The 21,983-nt window shown below is 50.1% G+C and carries 22 protein-coding genes; 8 read left to right on the forward strand and 14 right to left on the reverse strand.

Annotated elements, in window-relative coordinates; translation table 11 throughout:
• The first annotated feature begins 16 nt into the window (after positions 1–16).
• From lpfC-O113 to phoU, 7 genes are all read left to right on the forward strand, one after another.
• Positions 17–2,539 carry a long polar fimbrial usher protein LpfC-O113 gene (gene lpfC-O113, locus BEG40_RS05250; protein WP_105285014.1) on the forward strand — a complete coding sequence of 841 codons (2,523 nt, stop codon included), beginning with the start codon at positions 17–19 and terminating at the stop codon, positions 2,537–2,539.
• 10 nt (positions 2,540–2,549) lie between these two features.
• Positions 2,550–3,617: a fimbrial protein gene (locus tag BEG40_RS05255; RefSeq protein ID WP_016231524.1), complete on the forward strand. Its 1,068-nt coding sequence runs from the start codon at positions 2,550–2,552 to the stop codon at positions 3,615–3,617.
• Between the two features lie 246 nt (positions 3,618–3,863).
• The gene (gene pstS / locus BEG40_RS05260) at positions 3,864–4,904 is read left to right on the forward strand and encodes a phosphate ABC transporter substrate-binding protein PstS (protein ID WP_000867164.1); all 1,041 of its coding nucleotides are present in this window, start codon (positions 3,864–3,866) and stop codon (positions 4,902–4,904) included.
• Positions 4,905–4,989: 85 nt separating this feature from the next.
• Positions 4,990–5,949, forward strand: a complete 960-nt coding sequence (gene pstC, locus BEG40_RS05265) for a phosphate ABC transporter permease PstC (protein ID WP_000741617.1) — start codon at positions 4,990–4,992, stop codon at positions 5,947–5,949.
• Entirely contained in the window at positions 5,949–6,839 is an 891-nt protein-coding gene (pstA, locus tag BEG40_RS05270) for a phosphate ABC transporter permease PstA (protein ID WP_001251991.1), read from the forward strand. Before pstC ends, pstA begins: the two co-directional genes overlap by 1 nt.
• Positions 6,840–6,929: 90 nt before the next feature.
• Complete coding sequence (pstB, locus tag BEG40_RS05275) at positions 6,930–7,703, forward strand: phosphate ABC transporter ATP-binding protein PstB (RefSeq protein ID WP_000063120.1); 774 nt, start codon at positions 6,930–6,932, stop codon at positions 7,701–7,703.
• Positions 7,704–7,717: 14 nt separating this feature from the next.
• Complete coding sequence (gene phoU, locus BEG40_RS05280; protein ID WP_000377802.1) at positions 7,718–8,449, forward strand: phosphate signaling complex protein PhoU; 732 nt, start codon at positions 7,718–7,720, stop codon at positions 8,447–8,449.
• Positions 8,450–8,518: 69 nt separating this feature from the next.
• On the opposite strand, the gene yieH is transcribed toward phoU, so the two are convergent.
• The gene (gene yieH, locus BEG40_RS05285) at positions 8,519–9,184 is read right to left on the reverse strand and encodes a 6-phosphogluconate phosphatase (protein WP_000078046.1); all 666 of its coding nucleotides are present in this window, start codon (positions 9,182–9,184) and stop codon (positions 8,519–8,521) included.
• A gap of 166 nt (positions 9,185–9,350) precedes the next feature.
• Between yieH and adeP the strand changes: the two genes are divergently transcribed.
• Positions 9,351–10,688, forward strand: a complete 1,338-nt coding sequence (adeP, locus tag BEG40_RS05290; protein WP_010354153.1) for an adenine permease AdeP — start codon at positions 9,351–9,353, stop codon at positions 10,686–10,688.
• Positions 10,689–10,744: 56 nt separating this feature from the next.
• On the opposite strand, the gene yieF is transcribed toward adeP, so the two are convergent.
• From yieF to BEG40_RS22315, 13 genes are all read right to left on the reverse strand, one after another.
• Positions 10,745–11,311: a class I chromate reductase YieF gene (yieF, locus tag BEG40_RS05295; protein ID WP_001291116.1), complete on the reverse strand. Its 567-nt coding sequence runs from the start codon at positions 11,309–11,311 to the stop codon at positions 10,745–10,747.
• A gap of 21 nt (positions 11,312–11,332) precedes the next feature.
• Complete coding sequence (locus BEG40_RS05300) at positions 11,333–12,082, reverse strand: 4'-phosphopantetheinyl transferase family protein (RefSeq protein WP_010347267.1); 750 nt, start codon at positions 12,080–12,082, stop codon at positions 11,333–11,335.
• A gap of 156 nt (positions 12,083–12,238) precedes the next feature.
• Positions 12,239–13,198, reverse strand: coding sequence for an HTH-type transcriptional regulator YidZ (gene yidZ, locus BEG40_RS05305; protein WP_105285015.1), 960 nt, complete (start codon positions 13,196–13,198; stop codon positions 12,239–12,241).
• Complete coding sequence (mdtL, locus tag BEG40_RS05310) at positions 13,173–14,348, reverse strand: multidrug efflux MFS transporter MdtL (RefSeq protein WP_105285016.1); 1,176 nt, start codon at positions 14,346–14,348, stop codon at positions 13,173–13,175. Before mdtL ends, yidZ begins: the two co-directional genes overlap by 26 nt.
• A gap of 134 nt (positions 14,349–14,482) precedes the next feature.
• Positions 14,483–15,730: a low affinity tryptophan permease TnaB gene (tnaB, locus tag BEG40_RS05315; RefSeq protein WP_000138821.1), complete on the reverse strand. Its 1,248-nt coding sequence runs from the start codon at positions 15,728–15,730 to the stop codon at positions 14,483–14,485.
• 90 nt (positions 15,731–15,820) lie between these two features.
• Positions 15,821–17,236 (reverse strand): tryptophanase, encoded by a 1,416-nt coding sequence (gene tnaA / locus BEG40_RS05320; RefSeq protein WP_001517426.1) that lies wholly within the window; start codon positions 17,234–17,236, stop codon positions 15,821–15,823.
• Between the two features lie 220 nt (positions 17,237–17,456).
• Entirely contained in the window at positions 17,457–17,531 is a 75-nt protein-coding gene (gene tnaC, locus BEG40_RS05325; RefSeq protein WP_032147965.1) for a tryptophanase leader peptide, read from the reverse strand.
• Between the two features lie 241 nt (positions 17,532–17,772).
• Positions 17,773–19,137: a tRNA uridine-5-carboxymethylaminomethyl(34) synthesis GTPase MnmE gene (mnmE, locus tag BEG40_RS05330; protein WP_000019085.1), complete on the reverse strand. Its 1,365-nt coding sequence runs from the start codon at positions 19,135–19,137 to the stop codon at positions 17,773–17,775.
• A gap of 71 nt (positions 19,138–19,208) precedes the next feature.
• Positions 19,209–20,855 carry a membrane protein insertase YidC gene (gene yidC, locus BEG40_RS05335; protein ID WP_000378258.1) on the reverse strand — a complete coding sequence of 549 codons (1,647 nt, stop codon included), beginning with the start codon at positions 20,853–20,855 and terminating at the stop codon, positions 19,209–19,211.
• A gap of 2 nt (positions 20,856–20,857) precedes the next feature.
• The gene (yidD, locus tag BEG40_RS05340) at positions 20,858–21,115 is read right to left on the reverse strand and encodes a membrane protein insertion efficiency factor YidD (protein ID WP_001307474.1); all 258 of its coding nucleotides are present in this window, start codon (positions 21,113–21,115) and stop codon (positions 20,858–20,860) included.
• Positions 21,079–21,438, reverse strand: coding sequence for a ribonuclease P protein component (gene rnpA, locus BEG40_RS05345; protein ID WP_000239730.1), 360 nt, complete (start codon positions 21,436–21,438; stop codon positions 21,079–21,081). The genes yidD and rnpA overlap by 37 nt, the downstream gene beginning before the upstream one ends.
• A gap of 16 nt (positions 21,439–21,454) precedes the next feature.
• On the reverse strand, positions 21,455–21,595 hold the full coding sequence (gene rpmH, locus BEG40_RS05350) for a 50S ribosomal protein L34 (protein ID WP_000831330.1): 141 nt from the start codon (positions 21,593–21,595) through the stop codon (positions 21,455–21,457).
• 238 nt (positions 21,596–21,833) lie between these two features.
• Complete coding sequence (locus BEG40_RS22315; protein WP_123056761.1) at positions 21,834–21,905, reverse strand: hypothetical protein; 72 nt, start codon at positions 21,903–21,905, stop codon at positions 21,834–21,836.
• Positions 21,906–21,983: the final 78 nt, after the last annotated feature.

A 21,983-nucleotide genomic window follows, 5' to 3' on the forward strand; every position in this document is an offset into this window, starting at 1 on the left:
TAAGGATAGGCGTATTATGGTTACGACCAGAATAGCGGTTGGCCTGATGGCAGGGACGTGTCTGATATTCTCACATAGTCTGATGGCCCAGGTCAGCGTATTTAATCCGGCGCTACTGGAAATCGACCATCAATCCGGGGTCGACATTCGTCAGTTTAACCGGGCAAATATGATGCCTCCCGGCGTTTATAGCGTTGATATTTTTATCAACGGTAAAATGTTTGAACGTCAGGATGTGACATTTGTTCAGGATAATCCCGATGCTGATTTACACGCCTGCTTTGTCGCTATTAAAAAAACGCTGACCTCCTTTGGCGTAAAAGTTGATGCACTGAAATCGCTCAATGATGTGGATGAAACGGTCTGTATTGATCCTGAGCCACGCATTGAAGGCTCATCCTGGCAACTGGACAGCGATAAACTGCAACTGAATATCTCCATTCCCCAAATCTACATGGACGCGATGGCCTACGATTACATAAGCCCTACGCGTTGGGATGAGGGAATTAATGCACTCACCATCAACTACGATTTTTCCGGTTCACATACCCTGCGTTCGGATTATGGTTCTCAGGAGACGAATACCAGTTATCTCAACCTGCGCAACGGACTGAATATTGGGCCGTGGCGATTACGCAATTACAGTACCTTAAACACAACCGATGGTCGTGCGGATTACAACTCTATAAGCACCTGGATACAACGTAATATTGCCGCGTTACGAAGCCAGATTATGATCGGCGATACTTGGACGGCGAGCGATATTTTCGACAGTACGCAAATCCGTGGCGCACGTCTTTATACCGATAACGATATGTTGCCTGCCAGCCAGAATGGGTTTGCCCCTGTGGTACGTGGCATTGCCAAGTCCAACGCCACGGTCATCATTCGTCAAAGTGGTTATGTGATTTACCAGTCTGCCGTTCCACAAGGTGCCTTTGAAATTACCGACCTGAACACTGCCAGTTCGGGGGGAGATTTGGACGTAACTATCAAGGAAGAAGATGGTAGCGAACAACGATTCACCCAACCTTACGCCACTTTGGCAATCCTTAAGCGTGAAGGTCAAACGGATGTCGATATCAGTGTGGGTGAATTACGTGATGAAGATGGATTTGCGCCAGATGTCATCCAGGCGCAGATCCTTCATGGCCTGCTGCACGGGTTTACGTTATATGGTGGTTTACAGGCTGCCGAGAATTATGGTTCAGCAGCGTTGGGGATGGGTAAAGATCTTGGTTCTTTGGGCGCTATCTCGTTCGATGTGACTCATGCGCGTGCAAAATTTAGTCATGATGATACGGAAACCGGACAGTCCTATCGCTTTCTGTATTCGAAACGTTTTGATGATACGGACACCAGTTTACGTCTGGTTGGCTATCGTTATTCCACCGAAGGCTACTATACCCTCAACGAATGGGCGTCACGGAGCAACAGTCCTGACGATTTCTGGCAAACAGGTAACCGCCGCAGTCGTGTGGAAGGAACGCTAACGCAGTCGCTGGGAAGAGATTACGGCAACGTATACCTGACACTAAGTCGTCAGCAGTACTGGCATACCGATGATGTTGAACGATTAATGCAATTTGGCTACAGCAGTAGCTGGAAGCGTCTCTCGTGGAATATATCCTGGAGTTATTCCAATACCGCTCGTCAGGGGACGAGTAATAATTATGCCAGTGATAACAGCAGTGAGCAGATCTACATGCTCTCTTTATCTGTGCCTTTATCTGGCTGGTGGGGAAATAGCTACGCCACGTATTCCGTTTCACAAAATGATAATTCCGGTAGTTCACATCAAGTAGGGATAAGCGGAACAGCCCTGGAAAAAAATAATCTGTCCTGGAATTTAATGCAGACTTATAACAGCCACGATGATGAAGTTGGCGGTAATATGTCGCTGTCTTATGACGGCACCTACGGTTCACTGAACGGCAGTTATAATTACAGCCAAAATTCCCAGCGACTCAATTACGGCATTAAGGGCGGTATTCTGGCGCACAGCGAAGGGGTAACGTTAAGTCAGGAGTTAGGTGAAACCATCGCTCTGGTTAAAGCACCAGGCGCAGCCGGGCTGGAAATTGATAATATGCGCGGTGCCGCAACGGACTGGCGTGGCTACACGGTCAAGACACAACTAAATCCGTATGATGAAAACCGAGTGGCAATCAGTGATAACTATTTCTCGAAAGCAAATATCGAGCTTGATAATACCGTCGTGACGATGATTCCGACGCGTGGCGCGGTGGTTAAAGCAGAGTTTGTTACGCATGTGGGTTACCGTGTTTTATTCAGAGTCATGAATGTAAACGGTAAGCCAGCACCATTTGGTGCGATGGCTTCAGTACAAAGTACGTCCTCTGCAAACTCAGGGATTGTGGGGGAGCATGGCGAGCTTTATCTCTCGGGACTTCCTGAAAAGGGGCAAGTAACATTATCCTGGGGCGAAAATGCGACCACAAAATGTACCTTCGATTACACACTCTCATTACCTGCAAGTGAAAGTGGATTAATTGAGCAAGACGTGACATGTCATTAAAAGGATTTTTATGAACAAGAATATTATACGATGGTGGCTAGCTGTTCTTATTATCTCTTTTAGTGGCACAACTCTAGCTGCTCCTAAAGGTATCTGCACCCCAGATAATGGTGCTTTTCATAGTACGCTTGATTTTTCAGGCTACCTTATTACAGCAAACCAGAATAAGGTTGGGACGTTATTCAATACCACAGTGACTAATGGGGCTTCTTACCCGGGGCGCTGTCATTGTGATACAGGATCTATAGGTCGGTTTTCCTATATTTACTATACTGCCATAATTAATAATGCGTTAAGTTTCTCTGGTGTTCATTCAAATTTGAATTATTATAATCTTAATCCCAATCTCGATGTGGGGATTGCGATAGATATTCTCGGTGTAGGAATGGTTAATGCGCCATTTGAATATAAAGCTAATAAACCATCTTCTTATTATGATTGTGGTCGCGCAGCTCCTTTAAATATTTCCAGTGGTGCTAAAGCTCAAATTTATTTTTACATTAAAAAAACATTTGCAGGAAAGTTAATTATTCCTGAAACACATATATCTACGTTGTATGGAACTATAAGTCGTGATACTCCGGTTGATTATTCTCAACCGCTGGCAGACGTTTACATTCGTGGCGATATAACTGCGGCACAAACCTGCGAAATTAATAATTTACAGCCGATTTATTTTGATTTTAAAGAAATACCCGCCGCAGATTTTTCATCTGTTGCCGGGAATGCGGTAACAACGCATAAAATCACTAAAACCGTCACTATTGAGTGTGAAAACTTAGGATTACTGAATACAGACGATATCACCACATCATTTTATGCTACAGAATCCAGTACCGATAACTCAATGGTTGTAACGTCAAACCCCAACGTGGGGGTAAAAATCTACGATAAAAATAATAAGGAAATCAAAGTAAACGGAGGCGAATTGTCGACAGATATGGGCAAAACAACCGTCTATGGCGAGAAAGCTGGTAACGTCACTTTTTCTGCCGCACCTGCAAGCCTCACTGGAGCTCGCCCTGCGCCAGGAACATTTACCGCGACTGCAACCATAACAATTGAGATTGTTCGCTAACCGAACTGACAGCGGTGCTCCTCACACCGTTGTCATTTTACGTATTTTTGCCTGCATATTTTCATTCGACATGACAAAACGATGACATCGCTTTTCTTTTTTTATTCAAATAAATCAAATGTTTAAATAATAATTCTGATTTGTCATAAAACTGTCATAAACCTTACATATAACTGTCACCTGTTTGTCCTATTTTGCTTCTCGTAGCCAACAAACAATGCTTTATGAATCCTCCCAGGAGACATTATGAAAGTTATGCGTACCACCGTCGCAACTGTTGTCGCCGCGACCTTATCGATGAGTGCTTTCTCTGTGTTTGCAGAAGCAAGCCTGACAGGTGCAGGTGCAACCTTCCCTGCGCCGGTGTATGCCAAATGGGCTGACACTTACCAGAAAGAAACCGGTAATAAAGTTAACTACCAGGGTATCGGTTCTTCCGGTGGCGTAAAACAGATTATCGCTAACACCGTTGATTTCGGTGCTTCTGATGCGCCGTTGTCTGACGAAAAACTGGCTCAGGAAGGTCTTTTCCAGTTCCCGACCGTGATTGGCGGCGTGGTACTGGCGGTTAACCTGCCGGGTCTGAAATCTGGTGAACTGGTGCTGGATGGTAAAACTCTCGGTGACATCTACCTGGGCAAAATCAAAAAGTGGGATGACGAAGCCATCGCCAAACTGAATCCGGGTCTGAAACTGCCTTCACAGAACATTGCCGTAGTGCGCCGCGCAGATGGCTCCGGTACTTCCTTCGTCTTCACCAGCTACCTGGCGAAAGTGAACGAAGAGTGGAAAAACAACGTTGGCACTGGCTCTACCGTAAAATGGCCGATCGGTCTGGGCGGTAAAGGTAACGACGGTATCGCCGCGTTCGTTCAGCGTCTGCCGGGTGCCATTGGTTACGTTGAATATGCTTACGCGAAGCAGAACAACCTGGCGTACACCAAACTGATCTCCGCTGATGGCAAACCGGTTAGTCCGACCGAAGAAAATTTTGCCAATGCAGCAAAAGGCGCAGACTGGAGCAAAACCTTCGCTCAGGATCTGACCAACCAGAAAGGCGAAGATGCATGGCCGATCACCTCTACCACGTTCATACTGATCCACAAAGATCAGAAGAAACCTGAGCAGGGTGTAGAAGTGCTGAAGTTCTTCGACTGGGCATACAAAACCGGGGCTAAACAGGCTAATGACCTGGATTACGCCAGCCTGCCGGAGAGCGTTGTAGAACAGGTTCGCGCTGCGTGGAAGACCAATATTAAAGACAGTAGCGGTAAGCCGCTGTACTAATAAAACACCATGCCGGATAAGGTCTTTACGTCGTATCCGGCATTACAAAATGACTTTGTAAACGCGTTTAACTGAAGAGTAACTTATGGCTGCAACCAAGCCTGCTTTTAACCCACCGGGTAAAAAGGGCGACATAATTTTCAGCGTGCTGGTAAAACTGGCGGCGCTGATTGTGCTATTGATGTTGGGTGGCATTATTGTCTCTCTGATCATCTCCTCCTGGCCGAGCATTCAGAAATTTGGTCTGGCTTTCCTGTGGACCAAAGAGTGGGATGCACCGAACGATATTTACGGGGCGCTGGTGCCGATCTACGGTACGCTGGTGACCTCGTTTATCGCGCTGCTGATCGCCGTTCCGGTGAGTTTCGGTATCGCCCTGTTCCTGACCGAGCTTGCGCCAGGCTGGCTGAAGCGCCCGCTGGGTATCGCCATTGAGCTGCTGGCAGCCATTCCAAGTATCGTTTACGGCATGTGGGGCCTGTTTATCTTTGCGCCGCTGTTCGCCGTTTACTTCCAGGAGCCGGTCGGCAATATTTTGTCGAATATCCCGATTGTTGGCGCGCTGTTCTCTGGCCCGGCATTTGGTATCGGTATCCTCGCGGCAGGCGTGATCCTCGCCATCATGATTATTCCGTACATTGCGGCGGTAATGCGCGATGTGTTCGAGCAAACTCCGGTGATGATGAAAGAGTCGGCCTACGGTATTGGCTGCACCACCTGGGAAGTTATCTGGCGTATCGTTCTTCCGTTCACCAAAAATGGGGTTATCGGCGGCATCATGCTGGGGCTGGGGCGTGCGCTCGGTGAAACCATGGCGGTGACCTTTATTATCGGTAACACCTACCAGCTCGACAGCGCCTCGCTGTACATGCCGGGCAACAGTATCACCTCTGCACTGGCGAACGAATTTGCGGAAGCGGAATCCGGTCTGCACGTTGCCGCACTGATGGAACTGGGCCTGATCCTGTTTGTGATTACCTTCATCGTCCTCGCCGCATCGAAGTTTATGATTATGCGCCTGGCTAAGAATGAGGGGGCACGCTAATGGCTATGGTTGAAATGCAAACCACTGCGGCGCTGGCTGAATCCCGCCGTAAAATGCAGGCGCGTCGCCGCCTAAAAAACCGTATTGCGCTGACGCTCTCGATGGCGACGATGGCCTTCGGCCTGTTCTGGCTGATCTGGATTTTAATGTCCACCATCACTCGCGGTATCGACGGTATGTCGCTGGCGCTGTTCACTGAAATGACGCCACCGCCAAATACGGAAGGCGGTGGTCTGGCGAACGCCCTGGCAGGTAGCGGGCTGTTAATTTTGTGGGCCACGGTATTCGGTACGCCGCTGGGCATTATGGCGGGGATTTATCTGGCGGAATATGGTCGTAAATCCTGGCTGGCAGAAGTGATTCGCTTCATTAACGACATTCTGCTCTCCGCACCGTCGATTGTGGTTGGTCTGTTTGTTTACACCATCGTGGTGGCGCAGATGGAGCACTTCTCCGGCTGGGCGGGCGTAATTGCCCTGGCGCTGTTGCAGGTGCCGATTGTTATCCGTACCACCGAGAACATGCTGAAACTGGTGCCGGACAGCCTGCGTGAAGCGGCTTATGCGCTGGGTACGCCGAAGTGGAAGATGATCTCCGCGATTACGCTGAAAGCGTCGGTATCCGGGATCATGACCGGTATCCTGTTGGCGATTGCCCGTATTGCTGGTGAAACTGCGCCGCTGCTGTTTACCGCGCTCTCCAACCAGTTCTGGAGCACCGACATGATGCAGCCGATTGCCAACCTGCCGGTGACGATCTTTAAGTTTGCGATGAGCCCATTTGCGGAATGGCAGCAACTGGCCTGGGCCGGGGTATTGATAATCACCCTGTGCGTCCTGCTGCTGAACATTCTGGCGCGCGTTGTTTTTGCGAAGAATAAACACGGTTAACACTTTGCCGGATGCGGCGTGAGCGCCTTATCCGGCCTACGGTAAGCCTGATTAGCGAAGTGCATCAGGCACGATGAGGAAAAGATTGCAATGAGTATGGTTGAAACTGCCCCGAGTAAAATTCAGGTTCGTAATTTGAACTTCTACTACGGCAAATTCCATGCCCTGAAAAACATCAACCTGGATATCGCTAAAAACCAGGTTACGGCGTTTATCGGGCCGTCCGGCTGCGGTAAATCGACGCTGCTGCGTACCTTCAATAAAATGTTTGAACTGTACCCGGATCAGCGTGCGGAAGGTGAAATTCTGCTCGATGGCGACAACATCCTGACTAACACTCAGGATATCGCCCTGCTTCGTGCGAAAGTGGGCATGGTGTTCCAGAAACCGACGCCGTTCCCGATGTCCATTTACGACAACATCGCTTTTGGTGTCCGTCTGTTTGAGAAGCTCTCTCGTGCCGACATGGACGAGCGCGTACAGTGGGCACTGACCAAGGCGGCATTGTGGAACGAAACCAAAGATAAATTGCACCAGAGCGGTTACTCTCTCTCTGGTGGTCAGCAACAGCGTCTGTGCATTGCACGTGGTATCGCCATTCGCCCGGAAGTGCTGCTGCTCGACGAACCGTGTTCGGCACTCGACCCTATCTCCACCGGGCGTATTGAAGAGCTGATCACCGAACTGAAGCAGGATTACACCGTGGTGATCGTCACCCACAACATGCAGCAGGCTGCGCGTTGTTCCGACCACACGGCATTTATGTATATGGGCGAATTGATTGAGTTCAGCAACACGGACGATCTGTTCACCAAGCCAGCGAAGAAACAAACAGAAGACTACATCACCGGTCGTTACGGTTGATTCAGGAGTGCGTTATGGACAGTCTCAATCTTAATAAACATATTTCTGGCCAGTTCAATGCCGAACTGGAAAGCATCCGCACGCAGGTGATGACCATGGGCGGCATGGTGGAGCAACAGCTTACTGATGCCATCACCGCCATGCACAACCAGGACAGCGATCTGGCGAAGCGTGTGATCGAAGGTGACAAAAACGTCAACATGATGGAAGTGGCGATCGATGAAGCCTGCGTACGCATTATTGCCAAACGTCAGCCGACGGCGAGCGATCTGCGTCTGGTGATGGTGATCAGTAAAACCATTGCCGAGCTAGAGCGTATTGGCGACGTGGCGGACAAAATCTGCCGTACTGCGCTGGAGAAATTCTCCCAGCAGCATCAGCCGTTGCTGGTAAGTCTGGAGTCGCTGGGCCGTCATACCATCCAGATGCTGCACGACGTGCTGGACGCGTTCGCGCGCATGGATATTGACGAAGCGGTACGAATTTATCGTGAAGATAAAAAAGTCGATCAGGAGTACGAAGGTATTGTTCGTCAACTGATGACCTACATGATGGAAGATTCGCGTACCATTCCGAGCGTACTTACCGCGCTGTTCTGCGCGCGTTCTATCGAACGTATCGGCGACCGCTGTCAGAATATCTGTGAATACATTTTCTACTACGTGAAGGGTCAGGATTTCCGTCACGTCGGCGGTGATGAGCTGGATAAACTGCTGGCAGAAAAAGATCCGAAAGCGTCACGCTAAGCGTATACCGCATCCGGCAATCTGCGAGTACGTAATCTGACCGGTGAGATATATCACCGGTCTCTTTATTTACTGAGTGATATCCCAGCCGCGAGCCTTCCAGAGTTCTGGTAACTGTGAAAGATGGGTAAAAGTAGTGACTTTCGGATGAACGATCGGCTTATTGTGCGGGTCAGCGCAGAAGTAAAACACTTCCATACCGGCATCGATTCCTGACTGCGCACCGGCGCTGGAGTCATCAACCAGAATGCAGTTTTCAACGTTCACATTCATCGCTTTTGCAGCATGGAACATTAACGCCGGATCGGGCTTCCAGCGTTGGATGTCGTAACCGCTGAACAGTTTTTCCGGGAAATAGTGCAGCATATTGAGTTTGCCAAGCGAATGTTGCATTTTGCTGACCGGGCCGTTAGAGACGACGCACATCGGCACGTTAACGCTCGCCAGCAATTCGTTAGCACCCGCAATCACCTCCAGTTCGCTATCAAACAGACGCGCCACTTCCGCACGGTAAACGTGCTCGGCATCGGCACGAACTATTTCTACGCCCTGTTCTTTGCTAATGATGTCGATGATTTCGTAGAGTTTTACGCCTTTAAAACGGGTAAAAATTTCTTCCAGGTCAACGTGAATGCCAAATTCCCTGAACATTGTGACATAGGCGCGAGAGCAAATGACCTCGCTATCGACCAGCGTACCGTCACAGTCGAAAAATACCGCTTCTATCTGGGACATGTCTTTCCTTTATCGTTAGTTTAACGTTTTCGTCATGCAGATTGGCGTGACGCAATCGTTGCCGTATAAGCAAATACAATGAAAAAAAGTTATCTTCAGCCGTCCATATTGTCTCATTTTGGTATACGATAGCGACGGATTTTCCCTCCTTGTTCGGAAATAGATAATGAGTCAACAACACACAACCCAGGCTTCTGGCCAGGGGATGCTGGAACGCGTGTTTAAACTGCGCGAACATGGCACGACGGCACGGACCGAAGTGATCGCTGGTTTTACCACCTTCCTGACGATGGTTTACATCGTTTTTGTTAACCCGCAAATTCTCGGCGTCGCTGGCATGGACACCAGCGCCGTCTTCGTCACCACCTGTCTGATTGCTGCGTTCGGCAGTATTCTGATGGGGCTGTTTGCTAACCTGCCAGTCGCGCTGGCTCCCGCTATGGGTCTGAATGCGTTCTTCGCTTTTGTCGTTGTGCAGGCGATGGGCTTGCCATGGCAGGTCGGGATGGGCGCAATCTTCTGGGGCGCGATTGGTCTGCTGTTACTGACGATTTTCCGCGTTCGCTACTGGATGATTGCCAACATTCCGGTGAGTCTGCGTGTGGGGATCACCAGCGGTATCGGCCTGTTCATTGGTATGATGGGGCTGAAAAACGCAGGTGTTATTGTCGCTAACCCGGAAACGCTGGTCAGCATCGGTAACCTGACTTCTCACAGCGTGCTGCTAGGTATCCTCGGCTTCTTCATCATTGCTATTCTGGCCTCGCGCAACATTCACGCGGCGGTACTGGTTTCCATCGTGGTGACGACGCTGCTGGGCTGGATGCTGGGTGATGTGCACTACAACGGCATTGTCTCCGCACCGCCGAGCGTGATGACGGTAGTGGGTCATGTGGATTTGGCCGGGTCGTTTAACCTCGGACTGGCAGGGGTGATTTTCTCTTTCATGCTGGTCAACCTGTTTGACTCTTCCGGTACGTTGATTGGCGTGACCGATAAAGCGGGTCTGGCGGATGAGAAAGGTAAATTTCCGCGCATGAAGCAGGCGCTGTATGTCGACAGTATCTCTTCTGTTACCGGTTCATTTATCGGTACATCTTCCGTCACGGCGTACATTGAGTCTTCTTCCGGCGTTTCCGTTGGCGGTCGTACCGGTCTGACGGCAGTGGTTGTCGGCCTGCTATTCCTGCTGGTTATCTTCCTGTCACCGTTGGCGGGAATGGTGCCTGGCTATGCCGCTGCTGGCGCGCTGATCTACGTGGGCGTACTAATGACTTCAAGTCTTGCTCGCGTGAAATGGCAGGATCTTACTGAATCTGTTCCGGCGTTTATTACCGCCGTGATGATGCCGTTCAGCTTTTCTATTACCGAAGGTATCGCGCTGGGCTTCATTTCCTACTGCGTAATGAAAATCGGCACCGGACGTCTGCGTGATCTAAGTCCGTGCGTAATCATCGTTGCGCTGCTGTTTATCCTGAAGATTGTGTTTATCGACGCCCACTAAAATCGATAACTCGTTAAAAAAACCCGCCATGAGTTACCGCTGGCGGGTTTTTTTATTTAGAGTTTCACCCGCTGAATAAACTCGCCAAATGCGGTCAATTGCCCGGTCAGGTGATCCAGTGTTCCTTGATCAATCACTTCTCCGGTTTGCGGATCGACTTTGTTCTGAATCACACCGCCCATAAACTCTGGTTTGTTCATTACCATCGCGTCGAGAAAAACCAGAATCTGGCGCAGGTGATACTGACAGCGCGCGCCGCCAATCACGCCCATTGAGCTGGTCTGAATCAACACCGGTTTACCGGCCAGCGGTTGATCCGGCAGGCGAGATAGCCAGTCGATGGCATTTTTCAGTCCGCCCGGCACGGAGTAGTTATATTCCGGCGTGACGATCACTACGCCGTCAGCCTGACGGATCTGTTCCGCCAGAGCTTCAACTGTCGCTGGAAAACCTTCTTCCTGCTGTACGTCAGCGTCATACAGGGGAATGTCGGCAATGGAAGGTAACGCATTAACTTCCATACCCGCAGGGGCAATTTTCGGCAGTGTACGTGCAACCATGCCATTAAATGAGCCTTTGCGCAGGCTCCCCAGTAACGTAACCACCTTCAATTTTTCAGACATGATGACTCCTGTGGTTGTCTATCAATTTGGCGAAAAAGACTTCACGGTAGAGAGCTGGGCAAAACGCATCATCCGGCTGGTGGGGTTGTTGGCGCGACTGTGAATATCCGGCAGACTTTTCCAGCCTTGCTTACCATCTAACTCCCAGACACTGAGCTTCTCAATCGCAGGAGTGACCGCCACGGACCACACCAGCACGTCCTCTGCGTCGCATAACGCTTCTACATGATTTACATGGGCACATTTCAGGCGTCCGGCAATGGGCAGCAATTGCAGATCGCGCGGGTCGTCATTCAGTACATCGCCGGTAAGTTTTAGCACGCTTCGGCGCAAAGTAATGAGTTGTGCTCGTGCTTCATTAGGATCGTTCTGCTTACTGATCCATAACGATTCATTGCTGGAAAAAATAGGGTTATCGGGTGCGTGGGGACTATGAAACCCGCGTGTCGCGCGCTGTAGCTCCATATCGAGACCACACTCACCTTCGGTTGTTAACGCCACGCCGACCATATTTCCGGCATAGGATATTGAAAATGATGGCAAATTTTTATCGAGGAAAACCGGCTTTCCTTTAGCCTGGGTGACGATCTCTGGTAATTCGCTTATGCCATACAGCATAGACATCAGTTCTGCGAGTAAACCTCTGGACGCCAGAAAACGACTTTGACGATGAGGGGGTAGATTTCGGGCTTCTTGATGACACCGGGAGGGGAGACGAACAGATATCAGATGTCCTTCCGTTAAAATCCCTCGGGCAAAGTGAGTCGCCATTTTTCGCTCCATGCTTAATGGTCCATTATGAATACAAGAGTAATCATTTGCTGGAACTATGGACAGACTAAAGAGGCGAAAAGTTCGATTTGGATAAGTTTATTACATGTTTTTTACATTCCATCGTGAAATATGGTCGCGTTTTATACGATTTTATTATGCTATCGAGGCGTAAATATTTTTTATGGTTTCCCGTAACCAGACGAGCTTTGGGTTATGGCTATTCCGTTTGTGCCACAGCAGAGTAAACGGTACTTCCAGCTTTTTTTGCTGGCTTTCGTCAAACGGGAGAGGAAGAGCAACCAACGGCAGTTGGTGGAGCTGATTGTAGTACTGACAGTAGCGCGGCGCGGTTGCCAGTAGCATATTGTCGGGCTGCGCCGCCATAAATAGCGCCTGCTCAAATTCTGGCAGACTCATGGTAATCGTACGTTCTCGGCCTAGCTCCTGTAACACATTGTCCAGCGCCCAGGTGTCGCTCTGTTCCCAGCAAATGCTGATATGCGGATAACGTAAAAAGGTATCCAGATCCCACGCTTCACGTAGTGCCGGATGATCTTTGCGTAGCCAGACGCAGGGTACATCACTAAACAGCACTTCATAATCAATGGATAACGGCAGTGAACTTAGTAGCTCCCGCGAACGGGGATGGCTTTCACGACCGGAAAAGCCGATATCCACTTCGCCACGGGTAATCGCATCCAGCGAATCGTAATCCCAGTTGCGCAATTTGATCGTCGCCTGCGGGTAACGTTGGTAGATCCGTTTCGACAGCGCATTAAGCATGATCATCATCAGCGGTGATTCTGCCGCCAGTTCAAACTTAAGACCGCGCGGCGTTTCGTGGTGTGGTTTATCCAGCAGCAGGTTGCTCATTTGCATCCATTCCGCCAGATTTTGCTCCATGCTGACCATCAGCGGTGTAGGCGTCAGACCCAGCGGTGAATTCACAAAGAGCGGATCATCAAACCATGCCCGAAGTTTTGCCAATGACTTGCTCACCGCCGAAGGCGTTACGTTCATCCGCTTCGCCGCTTTGGTTACGCTGCGCTCCTGCATCAGTAGTTGCAGGCAGAGCAGCAAATTAAGGTCAAGAGTGGTGATGGATTTCTTCATGAGCGGTAACGGGGTGTCCAGGAGTGACGAACATAATCAGCAACAGGCTCACTATGCTACAGGCAATCAGAATCCCGATCAGCATATTCCATGTACCGACACCGACCACCGCCGCCAGCCAAATCCACAGTGATGAACCGCAAACCTGCGCGATGCCTAAGGTCGAGCTGGCCACGCCTGCGCGCAACGAAAACGGGCCTAATGCCTGACTCATTGCCACGCCGAAGCCCACCGAAAAACCGGCGCAAATCAGCGTGATGCCAAACAGAGAAATCACGTGGGAAGGTGAAATGGCAAGGGTGATACCCGCCGCCAGGAATAACACCTGCGAGGTGATCATCAGCGTTCGCGGCTTAAAAATTCCCAATGCAAACGGCGTGGAGAATGAAACGGTCATGCTGACGCCTGCGGTCAGCGCCATAATGGTGGCGTATTCTCCGCGCTCAAAACCCATGATTTCCATCATCAATACAGGCGACGTATTCACGAAGGTGAGGATCACCGAAACGCTGAGGGTGGTGATAACAACACGGCTGAGGAAAAACCGATTAAGCAGCGACTCGCTATTTTCTCGTGGTTTGTCAGAAGCTGCGGGGGCGGCAGGGCACGTTTCTTTTAAGATAAACAAAGACAATATCAGTACCGCGATGCCCATCATTGCCATCGCCCAGAACAGACTCTGCCACGGGAATTTAAGCATAATCAGATGTCCGAGCACTGGCGCTAACACCGGAATGATGCAGGTAATGCCGTTGAGTAACGACAGCACTTTTGCCCGACGTCGATCATCCAGCGTGTCGCGCAAAATGGCGAACGCCACCACGTAACAACAGCCCGCGCCCAGCCCCTGCAGAAATCGCCCGGCAAGAAATAACGTGCTGGTTTCAGCCAGTGAACAGAACACCGAGGCGATAATAAATAGCGCCGCGCCGGGTATGGCGACCGGTTTTCTCCCTGAACGATCGGCCACTTTACCGGCAAATAACATCGCTGCCGCCATCCCCGCCAGATAAACGGAGAACGCAATATGCAACTGCGCTTCGCTGGCATTGAGGTCGGCGGCGATGCGCGGTAAACCAACGAGGTACATATCAATCCCTGCGGGATAAAGTAAAACCAGGGCAAAACTACAAATTAAGAAACGGGACATGAGCTAAAGCGTCCTGACGGAAAGGTGACGCAAAGCATACGTGGTGAAGGAAAATCAGGCGAGTTGCCATTTGGACATGAGTGATTTCCTGGCAGGCAAGAAGCCAGCGAATGTTCGCTGACTTCTTGAAGAGCTTAGCCAAATTTAGGTAACACGTTAAAGACGTTACCGAACCAGCACAAAATCACGGCTATGCCAAAGAGGATAACAATCGCTGGAATGAGATTGCCGCCCCAAACCGTGAACATCTGGTTGGGAAACTTCTTGCGGGCTTTGATTGCCAGTACCGCAGGGATAATGACCGCCCAGATGGTGGCGCACAGCCCGGCACCGCCGATCCCGTAAATAAAGCCGTTCGGGAAGACCAGATACAACAACGCTGGTGGCAGGAAGGTTAACAGCACGGTTTTGAAACGACCGGCGTGGGAGTTATCAATCTTAAACAGATCCGCCAGATAATCGAACAATCCCAGCGTGACGCCAAAGAACGAACTGGCGACAGCCAAGTTAGAGAACACCAGCAGGCAAAACTCGATAATGCCATGTTGTTTGGTGCCGAGGAACGATTTCACCAGTGAATCGACATTGCCGCCGGAGGAGATAATCGCTTTAAAACTTTCACGTGGAATATTCCCCATCGTGCAATACAGCCAGAAGAGATAAATCACCAGTGCCAGCAGCGAACCGAAAACCACGCTTTTGATTAGCTTATCTTTGCGTTTGCCATAGCAAATAATCAGGCTGGGAATATTGCCGTGGAAACCAAATGACGCAAGGCACACTGGCAGAGCCATAAAAATGTACGGGAAGTAAGACGTCCCCGCAGTCGTGCTGGTGGCATCACGTAGAACGGAATAATCGACCTGGAAGAAGAAAGAGCCAAACACAATGACAAAGGAGATAATCTTCAGACCGAGGAACAATGAGGTAATACGGCTGGCGGCTAACGAACTTATCCATAATATGCTGGCGACGAAAATGGCCGTGCAGATCCCGACAATGCGAGGATTGGCATGGTAGCCCAAATTCATTGATATCGTTTCGCTAATGATCGCGCCGTTAGCAGAGATATAGGCGTAAGTGAGAATATAGAGAACGAAGGCAACGGTAATGCCGCTGATAATGTTCCAGGTGTTACCGATTAAATCTTTAGTGATGGTATTAAAACTGGAGCCGACGGGATAATTTAAATTTGCTTCTAATAATAGTAACCCAGAATGTAGCATTGAAAACCAGGCAATGATAAGGATAAAGGCACCCCAGAAAAACCAGGCGCCGGCAAGATCAACAGGTAAAGCAAACATACCTCCACCGATTACTGTACCTGCTATAACCATAACACCCCAAAATGCAGAGTGTTTTTTTTCTGCTTGTTCAGTCATGATGCCACCTTTAGAGGTAGGCTATTTTTGTTATTGAGGATGTAGGGAATGGAGTGGCTAACATCCTTATAGCCACTCTGAGTGTATTAATTAAACTTCTTTCAGTTTTGCGGTGAAGTGACGCAATACTTTCGGTTCGTAGGTAAAGGTTAACCCTTTAATATTCGCCGCGTTCTCTTTCACATGTTTGAAGGCTTCAATAATGAAGTCCATATGTGTTTGAGTATATGTTGCGCGCGGAATGGTTAAACGCAGCAGTTCAGCCGGGCATGGCAGTTGTTTACCGGTTTTCGGATCGCGGCCTAACAGGAAAGAGCCAATTTCTACCGCGCGGATACCGGCGACTTTATACAGCTCGCAGGCCAGCGCCTGTGCCGGGAACTGATCTGCCGGGATATGCGGCAGCAGTTTACCGGCATCAACGAATGCCGCGTGACCGCCCGCCTGCTGGCAGACAACGCCAATCTCTTCCAGACCATCGACCAGATACTGCACCTGCGCGATACGATAAGCCAGCCAGTCCAGATTCATGCCGTCATACAGACCTACGGCCAGACGCTCCATCGCGCCGCCTTCCAGACCACCATACGTCGGGAAGCCTTCCTGCACCACGCAAAGGGTTCTGCACTCGGTATAGACATCGAAGAAGCTGTCGTCTTTCACGCACAGCAGGCCGCCCATTGGCACCATCGCATCTTTCTTGGCGGACATTGCCAGCATATCGGCATATTTGTAGGTTTCGCGGGTAATCTGCTCGATAGTCCAGTCTTTGTATTCCGCTTCACGTTGCTTGATGAAATAGGCGTTTTCAGCAAAGCGCGCGGAGTCCATCACTACAGGAATGTCATATTTCTTCGCAATGCTGTACATCGCTTTCATATTTGCCAGAGATACCGGCTGACCGCCTGCGGAGTTACTGGTGATGGTAGCAACGATATACGGCACGTTATTCGGGCCAACTTCTTCAATACCGCGTTCTAAACCTTCGAGGTCAAAGTTACCTTTAAAGTCGTAACGCACGCCCGTATCGAAGGCTTCTTTGATATAGACGTTACGCACGGTACAGCCGTTAATCTGGCTATGGCCCTGCGTGGTATCAAAGAAATAGTTAGAGAATGCCACCATTTTGCTGCGATCCAGGCCTTTTTCCTGCTCGCGTTTTTTAATCAGTACCGGAATATAGATTTGTTCTGCACCACGGCCCTGGTGAGTCGGAATGGTGTATTGATAACCAAAGATATTCTTCACTGACTCGGCTAATGCGTAGTAGCTGCGGCTGCCGCTGTAGGCTTCGTCGCCGCGCATCATCGCTGCCTGCATACTCTGCGTCACCGCCCCAGTGCCACTGTCGGTCAGTAAATCGATAAACACATCTTCGCTATCCAGCAGAAATGGGTTCATACCGGATTTAATAATCGCTTCTTCACGGTAAGCACGAGTGGTACGTTTTACTGGTTCAATAACACGAATGCGGAACGGTTCAGGGAGGTGTTTAAAGTTTTCCATTGCATAATCCTTCATTTATTTTAATTGCAGTGATCCCTGTGAATATTACATTTGCAATATCTATTAATTTTCCACATATATACAAGAACCGTTACTGTTTTAAGAAAGCAATTAAATCAGTAATAGCGTATATAAAAAAAGAAAATAAAGACGTAGCAAACTCATAGATCACATTGAATCTAATTCGGTTTGACTCTGGTGATGGCTACAGAAGGGCAAATTAAGGGCGGTGATCGACAATTCTGTTGTCAATATTAAACCACTTTGAGGTCACACATATATGTAAGGTATTCATAATGTACTTATCCTCGAAAGACACAACGTTACAGTATAATACTCAAGATTTTTGTCTATTCTGAAATTGTTTAAATGTGAATCGAATCACAAACGGTTGCGAAACAATATTAAATTCTTTTTTAAGAAAATAAGTTACGTAAGAAGGCTAAGGTTTATAAAAAGGGTTGAGTAATAATAAGAGTGCTAACAAGAAAGCAAAGCCGCATCAGGCAATCTGGATGCGGCTTTGTAGGTACGGGTTACTTACCGATACAGAAGCTGGAGAAAATTCGCCCCAGCAGATCGTCAGAAGTAAATTCCCCGGTGATTTCGCTTAAGTTTTGCTGTGCCAGGCGTAGTTCTTCCGCAAGTAATTCACCCGCCCATGCACCTAACAGTTGCGCTTTGCCCTGTTGCAGATGCTCCGCCGCTTGTTCCAGCGACTGCAGGTGACGACGGCGCGCCAGGAAACCGCCTTCCATATTAGTGTCGAAACCCATGCTCTGTTTGAGATGGTTACGCAACACATCCACGCCTTCGCCAGTCCTTGCAGAGAGACGAATCAACGCGTGACCGTTCACTTCGCTCATTCCCAGCGTTTCGCCGGTGATATCAGCTTTATTGCGCACAACAGTGATCGGTAGTTTCGCAGGCAGACGGGCGATAAATTCCGGCCAGATTTCTGCCGGATCAACGGCGTCTGTCGTCGTGCCATCAACCATAAACAGCACGCGGTCGGCCTGTTCAATTTCCTGCCACGCTCGCTCGATACCAATACGTTCAACTTCATCGCTGGCTTCACGTAGCCCGGCGGTATCGATGATATGCAGTGGCATTCCGTCAATGTGGATATGCTCACGCAGCACGTCACGCGTGGTTCCGGCTATATCAGTCACTATCGCCGCTTCACGCCCTGCCAGCGCGTTTAACAGGCTCGATTTACCGGCGTTAGGACGCCCGGCAATCACCACCTTCATCCCTTCGCGCAGCAGACTGCCCTGACGTGCTTCTGCACGTACTGCATCGAGATCGGCAATCACGTCATTGAGCTGGGCTTCAATTTTACCGTCGGAGAGGAAATCGATCTCTTCATCGGGGAAATCAATCGCCGCTTCGACGTAAATGCGCAAGTGGGTGAGGGCTTCAACCAGATGATTGACCCGTGCGGAGAACGCGCCTTGCAGTGAGTTAAGCGCCGAACGAGCCGCCTGTTCTGAGCTGGCGTCGATAAGATCCGCAATCGCTTCGGCCTGGGCTAAATCGAGTTTATCGTTAAGAAACGCGCGTTCTGAAAACTCACCAGGGCGAGCAATCCGCAGTCCAGGAATGGTCAGAATACGTTTTAACAGCAGGTCGAGGATGACCGGACCGCCATGACCTTGCAGTTCCAGCACATCTTCACCGGTGAACGAGTTCGGGCCAGGGAACCATAGCGCGATGCCCTGATCCAGCACGCTGCCGTCGGCGTCTTTGAACGGAAGATAATCGGCGTAGCGCGGCTTAGGCAATTTACCCAGCACGGTTTCGGCAACTTCACGGGCTTTGAGGCCGGAGATGCGCAGGATGCCCACACCACCGCGTCCCGGTGGGGTTGCCTGGGCGACGATAGTGTCGTTATGGCTCATGGTTTATCTCATCAATACAAATAAAAAAGGCGGTCAACTGACCGCCCTTATTTTAGCGAAAACTCACCGAATCAGGATTTTTTCTTCTCGCGGCTATGCAGACCACGTTTTTCCAGACCACGGTAAATCAGCTGCTGCTGAATAATGGTTACCAGGTTGCTGACGATATAGTACAGCACCAGACCTGACGGGAACCACAGGAAGAACACGGTGAAGATGACCGGCATGAAGGTCATGATCTTCTGCTGCATCGGGTCGGTCACGGTGGTCGGCGACATCTTCTGAATGAAGAACATCGTTACGCCCATCAGGATCGGCAGGATGTAGTACGGGTCCTGTGCAGACAGGTCGTGGATCCACAGTGCAAACGGCGCCTGGCGCAGCTCAACGGAACCCATCAGCATGTAGTACAACGCCAGGAAGATTGGCATCTGGATCAGCAGCGGGAAGCAGCCGCCCAGCGGGTTAACCTTCTCAGCTTTATACAGCGCCATCATTTCCTGGCTGATACGCTGTTTGTCATCGCCCAGACGCTCACGCATTGCCTGAATCTTCGGCTGCAGCATACGCATCTTCGCCATGGAGGTGTACTGCGCTTTGGTCAGCGGGTACATGATGCCACGAACGATAAAGGTGATGATGATAATGGAGAAGCCCCAGTTACCCACAAAGCTATGGATCCATTTCAGCAGTTTGAACAGCGGCTGAGAGATGAACCACAACCAACCGTAATCAACGGTCAGATCCAGGTGCGGAGCAACGGCCGCCATTTTGTCCTGGATTTCCGGGCCAACCCACAGGGTGCTGTTCATCGCGCCAGTCTGACCTGGCTGAACCAGTACCGGCTGAGACTTATAGCCGATAGCGGCAATGCCGTTACCCAGATTAGCGGTATAGAAGTTGTTGGTGCCGTCGTTATGCGGGATCCATGCAGTTGCGAAATACTGTTGCAGCATCGCAACCCAACCACCTTTCGAAGAGATGTTCAGGTTTTCGTTGTCAGCAATAGTATCGAACTTGTATTTCTCGTACTTCTCGTCAGGCGTGGAGTACGCCGCGCCACGGAAGGTATGCAGCGCAAAGTTGCTGCTTCCGGTATCGAGATGCGGTGGCAGAGTGATGGATTGCTTCAACTGACCAAAAGTGGAGATCTCCAGCGGTTTTTCGCCAGCGTTCTGCACGTTGTAGTTGACGTTGACAGCGTAATCACCACGTTTCAGGACAAACGTTTTGGTAAACGTGTTGCCTGCCGCGTCGGTATACGTCATCGGCACCTGCAGTTCGTTTTGGCCTTCCGCCAGCACATAAGCGTCTTTTTCGACGTTATACAGCGGACGCGGGCCATTAGCCGGGTTATCCGGGCCATCACGACCGGTCAGACCGCTCTGTGCCTGATAAATAAACTGCGGTGAGGTTTCCAGCAGCTGGAACGGCTGGGTAGAGTTCAGTTCTTTCGGGTAAGCCGGCAGCAGGGCCTGCTCAACATCACCACCACGGGTGTTGATGGTCAGATCAAGCACGTCGGTTTTAACCGAAATCAGTTTCCCCTGGCCACTGGCCGGTACGCCCTGGTCGGCGGCGCTACCCGCTGCGGTGGTCGTTGTCTGCGTGGTCTGTTGAGCCTGAGGTTGCGGGTTTTTATCCTGCTCCCAGGCTTGCCAGATCATGAAAGACACGAACAGCAAAGCGATGACTAAAAGATTGCGTTGCGAATCCATCGTTAGTGTTCTCTGGTATCAAATGGTCCGGGCGGGACGGGATCGTCACCACCAGGGTGTAAAGGGTGGCATTTTAATACGCGTTTCACCGTCAACCAACTGCCTTTTATCACTCCAAACCTGCGCAATGCCTCAATTCCGTAGCTTGAACAGGTTGGAGTGAAACGACAATGCGGCCCGAGTAGCGGACTAATCAGGCGTTGGTAGACCCGAATGAGGGCTATCAGGACCCGCGAGCCAGGCGACAGTGGCGGCGCCATAATTTTTCCAACGCTTCCGAGAGAGCACGGTTATCGAGGTCGGCAACCCCTTTTTTCGCCACCACCACGAAATCCATAGCCGGGAGTTCATGTTGGCGTAGACGGAAGCTTTCACGCGTCAGACGTTTAATCCGATTGCGTTCATGCGCTCGTCGAACGTTTTTCTTGGCGACTGTAAGACCGATACGGGGATGCCCCAGCGAATTCAGGCGGCCGAGGATGGTGATTTGCGGCGTGCCAGCCCGTTGTGGCTGCTGGAAGACGAATGTGAATTGACTGGGAGTTAACAAGCGTAACTCCCTGGGAAATGCGAGCTTAACCACTCAGGGGTTAGCTTTATTACTTAGAAACGGTCAGACGAGCACGGCCTTTAGCACGACGACGTGCCAGTACCTGACGACCATTTTTAGTAGCCATACGAGCACGGAAGCCGTGAGAACGGTTGCGCTTCAGTACAGACGGTTGAAAAGTGCGTTTCATGGCGATTTCTACCTAAACTTGAATAAATTCAATGGCTTTATTGGATATCCGTCCGAAAATCGAACGATGGACACCGAAGCCATGGGTGATTAAAGAGGCCGGATTGTAATAATTGTACACTCCGGAGTCAATTCTCTTTCCTTATTTACCGCGCTTTTCCGCACCTTTTCACAGGGAAAAAGTGCAACTGTATACCGGTGAAAACCAGCATTGCGCGCCGGGTGGAGGATTATACGGGCTACCAGGTAAAGCGCAAGGATCGCTCAGGATCTTTATTAGATCGATTAAGACTAATTTTGTTTATGGTCATTAAATTTTCCAATATGCGGCCTAAATCGTGCCCGCCTTGTGCCTGGATCGTTTACACTTAACGGGTTCTGGAAAGCCC

The sequence above is a fragment of the Escherichia sp. MOD1-EC5495 genome, assembly GCF_002965965.1.
Lineage (GTDB): Bacteria > Pseudomonadota > Gammaproteobacteria > Enterobacterales > Enterobacteriaceae > Escherichia > Escherichia ruysiae.

Bases quoted from the DNA above. Each gene is read 5' to 3' on its own strand.
- pstB (WP_000063120.1), top strand. From the start codon at position 6,930: ATGAGTATGGTTGAAACTGCCCCGAGTAAAATTCAGGTTCGTAATTTG.
- yieH (WP_000078046.1), bottom strand. From the start codon at position 9,184: ATGTCCCAGATAGAAGCGGTATTTTTCGACTGTGACGGTACGCTGGTC.
- BEG40_RS05255 (WP_016231524.1), top strand. From the start codon at position 2,550: ATGAACAAGAATATTATACGATGGTGGCTAGCTGTTCTTATTATCTCT.
- adeP (WP_010354153.1), top strand. From the start codon at position 9,351: ATGAGTCAACAACACACAACCCAGGCTTCTGGCCAGGGGATGCTGGAA.
- mdtL (WP_105285016.1), bottom strand. From the start codon at position 14,348: ATGTCCCGTTTCTTAATTTGTAGTTTTGCCCTGGTTTTACTTTATCCC.
- pstA (WP_001251991.1), top strand. From the start codon at position 5,949: ATGGCTATGGTTGAAATGCAAACCACTGCGGCGCTGGCTGAATCCCGC.
- yieF (WP_001291116.1), bottom strand. From the start codon at position 11,311: ATGTCTGAAAAATTGAAGGTGGTTACGTTACTGGGGAGCCTGCGCAAA.
- pstS (WP_000867164.1), top strand. From the start codon at position 3,864: ATGAAAGTTATGCGTACCACCGTCGCAACTGTTGTCGCCGCGACCTTA.
- yidD (WP_001307474.1), bottom strand. From the start codon at position 21,115: ATGGCGCCGCCACTGTCGCCTGGCTCGCGGGTCCTGATAGCCCTCATT.
- tnaB (WP_000138821.1), bottom strand. From the start codon at position 15,730: ATGACTGAACAAGCAGAAAAAAAACACTCTGCATTTTGGGGTGTTATG.
- yidC (WP_000378258.1), bottom strand. From the start codon at position 20,855: ATGGATTCGCAACGCAATCTTTTAGTCATCGCTTTGCTGTTCGTGTCT.
- mnmE (WP_000019085.1), bottom strand. From the start codon at position 19,137: ATGAGCCATAACGACACTATCGTCGCCCAGGCAACCCCACCGGGACGC.
- tnaA (WP_001517426.1), bottom strand. From the start codon at position 17,236: ATGGAAAACTTTAAACACCTCCCTGAACCGTTCCGCATTCGTGTTATT.
- yidZ (WP_105285015.1), bottom strand. From the start codon at position 13,198: ATGAAGAAATCCATCACCACTCTTGACCTTAATTTGCTGCTCTGCCTG.
- lpfC-O113 (WP_105285014.1), top strand. From the start codon at position 17: ATGGTTACGACCAGAATAGCGGTTGGCCTGATGGCAGGGACGTGTCTG.
- rpmH (WP_000831330.1), bottom strand. From the start codon at position 21,595: ATGAAACGCACTTTTCAACCGTCTGTACTGAAGCGCAACCGTTCTCAC.
- pstC (WP_000741617.1), top strand. From the start codon at position 4,990: ATGGCTGCAACCAAGCCTGCTTTTAACCCACCGGGTAAAAAGGGCGAC.
- phoU (WP_000377802.1), top strand. From the start codon at position 7,718: ATGGACAGTCTCAATCTTAATAAACATATTTCTGGCCAGTTCAATGCC.
- BEG40_RS05300 (WP_010347267.1), bottom strand. From the start codon at position 12,082: ATGGCGACTCACTTTGCCCGAGGGATTTTAACGGAAGGACATCTGATA.